At 63.4% G+C, this 3,038-nt stretch carries 1 protein-coding gene and 1 pseudogene; one reads left to right on the top strand and one right to left on the bottom strand.

What is annotated here, in order from left to right; all coding sequences use genetic code 11:
• Positions 1–703 precede the first annotated feature (703 nt).
• Positions 704–2,091: pseudogene (locus tag LPN03_RS20580) on the top strand (transposase).
• A gap of 655 nt (positions 2,092–2,746) precedes the next feature.
• Here LPN03_RS20580 and LPN03_RS20575 read toward each other — a convergent pair.
• Positions 2,747–3,038 (bottom strand): lactate utilization protein C (locus LPN03_RS20575; RefSeq protein WP_262455735.1); only part of this gene is annotated, 292 nt, incomplete at its 5' end.

Here is a 3,038-nt window from a genome sequence, read left to right as displayed (position 1 = left end):
AGATTTTCTAAGCCATTATTTCCTGGTTGCAAGGGAGCACCCTTTCGATGCTTAAGAATACCGGTGTTAGCGGCCAGCAGAACCTGCCCACTGGTGGCCAACAGGATTTCGATCATTTTGGGCTCAATGGCCACTTTCGGTGCCCGCCGGTGGCCACGCCTTTCGGTCTGAATCCAGTGCGGGTTTCCTTCCACGCGCCACTCATGCCGGCGCTGATGAACCGGAGGCCGGCGGCGCACCCAGAAGCGCCCTACACGGCTGTGTCAAGACCGGTGCGGACGCGGACGTCAGCGACAAAGGACGGCCACTAATTCGCTTTGGCCCGCGACGCCAATGCTATTCCAACGCTCCCATCGCCTTGCGGGATGGAGCAGCCTCTCCGATGGCTGCGACCGGCTGTGCACGGCATAGCGGGGCTCAGGGGCGCGAGGCGGCCACATAGACCAGTGAAATCAAACAGCTCTCCGATACTCATTCCGTGGCCAGAACGCTCAACGGCGGCCTCACCACGAGCCTCTCACCAGCCGTCGGCGGACGATGGCCATGATGCACCCACGCTGGCCGCCAATCCGCCCCGGCCGATGAGTGACGGGCCCTCAACGGCGAAACTCATCGTCAGCCTGGCGTCCCCATTTTGGCGCGACGGGGTGGGCAGAAATTCAGCAACATTCAGGCCCGGACCGTGCCCACTGGCGGCCACCACATGGCCACACGGACTGGCCGCCAGTGGGCAGGTTCTGCTGGCCGCCAACATACCGGAGTTTTCCCCTCACCTTTGGTCGCCACGACGGGCCAGTCGCTGGTCTCGCATGCCGGGTTGAACGTGCTCACCTCGTTCGTTGATGTGCTGGATTTCCGTGAGTTGTGTGAGGAACGTTTGGGTCAGTTCGTCCCGTCCGGTGCCATGTACCGGCCGGGCACGATTCTGGGCTCGTTGGCGCTGATGCTCGCTGCCGGCGGTGAGCACGTCAGCGACCTGGACATCCTGCGCGCCAGCCCCGGAGTGTTTGGCAAGGTCGCCTCGAACGCTACGATCTCACGCTTTTTCGAACGTACCGTGGCCAATCCCGACCTTTTCGATTACTGCTTTGCCACGATGACCCGGGAGTTGCGGTCGCGCGTGTGGGCGGCTGCCGGGGACCGGAACCCCGCCCTCCGGGCCACGGCCTTGGACCCGCTCATCCTGGAACTGGATGCCACCCTCGTAACCTCGCATAGTACAAGGAACAAGCGGTCGGCACGTACAAGGGCGGGTACGGATTCGCCCCTTTCGTTGCCAGCATTGACTACGGGACCGGGCGCGGGACCGGGGAGATCCTGGCCGTGGTCATGCGGCCGGGCAATTCCGGCGCGAACAGTGCCGATGACCACATCAAGATCTTTGCCGCCGCGGTTGCCCACTCCCCGACGACTTCTACGACCAAGACGGGACACTCATCGGGGAGAAGATCCTGGTGCGCACCGACAGTGCCGGCGCCTCCCGGAAATTCCTGAACCACCTGGCGGTCTTGGAGGTGCAGTTCAGTGTTTCCTACCCGGTCCCGGTCGCCAAGGCCCGCATGGTGGGCTGGATCAGCAACAAACAGTACTGGGAACCTGCCCTTGATGCGGCTGGCGACGAACGTGAAAACGCATGGGTCGTGAACGCCACCGAGGTCATGGGACTCGCGGACTACCCGGAGTGCACGAACCTGTTCCTGCGGGCCGAACCGCTCCACCCTGGATGCCCGGCACAGGGGCCGGGGCAGGTGTGAGAACCGGATCAAAACACTGAAGAACTCGCCCCTCGGCAAGCTGCCCTTCTACGATTTCAAGGCTAACCAGGCCTGGGCAAATATTGCGGCCCTGGCCATGAACCTGCTTTCCTGGCTGCAACTGGCAGCACTGCCCACCGGCCACACCGCCAAGAGGTGGGACGTGAAACGGTGGCGGTACAGGCTCTTCGCGACCGCAGGGAAACTCATCACCTGTGCCCGCAAGACGTGGCTGCTCATCCCCAAACACGCGCCGGAGGCCGGCACTACCACCACGATCCTGGCCGCCATTTCCGAGCTCAAGCAGCGCCGACGAAAACTGCCGCTGCTGGCCTGAAACAGGACCTGGCCAGCACCTTCAACCCCCTGAACGAGCACAACGGAGGCGTGGAATCCGACGCCCACCCAGCGACCACGGGCCCAACGTTCATGCCCGAAACCGGAAAACCGGCCCGGAAGGGAAACAAATTCCGACCGGGCCGGCAACCCGAGCATCATGAAAAATCCGGGCTAGACATAAGTTCAGACGGCTGGTAATCAAGACACCGATTTGGTGGCCGTTCATCACCTGCCCGACCGCGCCAATTCAGTTTGGCTCAAGAAAGTGACGGGCATGGACTGCATAAAGCGCGTGGGAGACGGATCCCGGCCCGGCCTGATTGGGCCGCTTCTTGATCCCCGTCCCACCACCGATCAACGGTGGCAGACGGAGAATTGCTTCTCCGTCTGCCACCAAGCATGACGACTGCTCGACATCGTCGTGCCCGACAACCACAATTTAGTGCAAACATCCTCGCGCCAGAACTTTCGGCTCACCCAAGGCACTACTTGCCGAGTCAAGGCGAGGGATATGGCTGGACACGCTGTTCCGGGGCTCAAGGGGCGCAAACTGACACCCGATCAGCCCAGGCACTGACCGCTGCCAGTCAGCCCACGCTCACAGCTCGAGGGGCGCCGCCGGACACACAGACCGCCGTGCAGGCAGTGGGCTGTCACTGCAGGATGAGCACGTCCAGTGTCCGGGGGCCGTGGACGCCTTCCACGCGCTCCAGCTCGATGTCGCTGGTGGCGCTGGGGCCGCTGATCCAGGTTTGCGGCCGGGTTGCCTCCAGGCGCGCAATGGCCTCGGGCAGCACCTCCACGACCTGCCCGGCATGAAGCACGCAGATGTGCCGGTCGGGCACCAGGGAAATGATGCGCCGTCCCTGGTCCGGGCTGCCGTCGAGCATGATCGTGCCGGTTTCGGACACCGCCACGGCCGCGGCCGTCACTACGGCATCAACC

It is taken from the genome of Arthrobacter sp. A2-55 (genome assembly GCF_025548615.1).
Classification (GTDB): domain Bacteria; phylum Actinomycetota; class Actinomycetes; order Actinomycetales; family Micrococcaceae; genus Specibacter; species Specibacter silviterrae.
The sequence above is the reverse complement of the archived record's forward strand: the minus strand, read 5'-3'. Positions and strand labels throughout refer to the sequence as shown.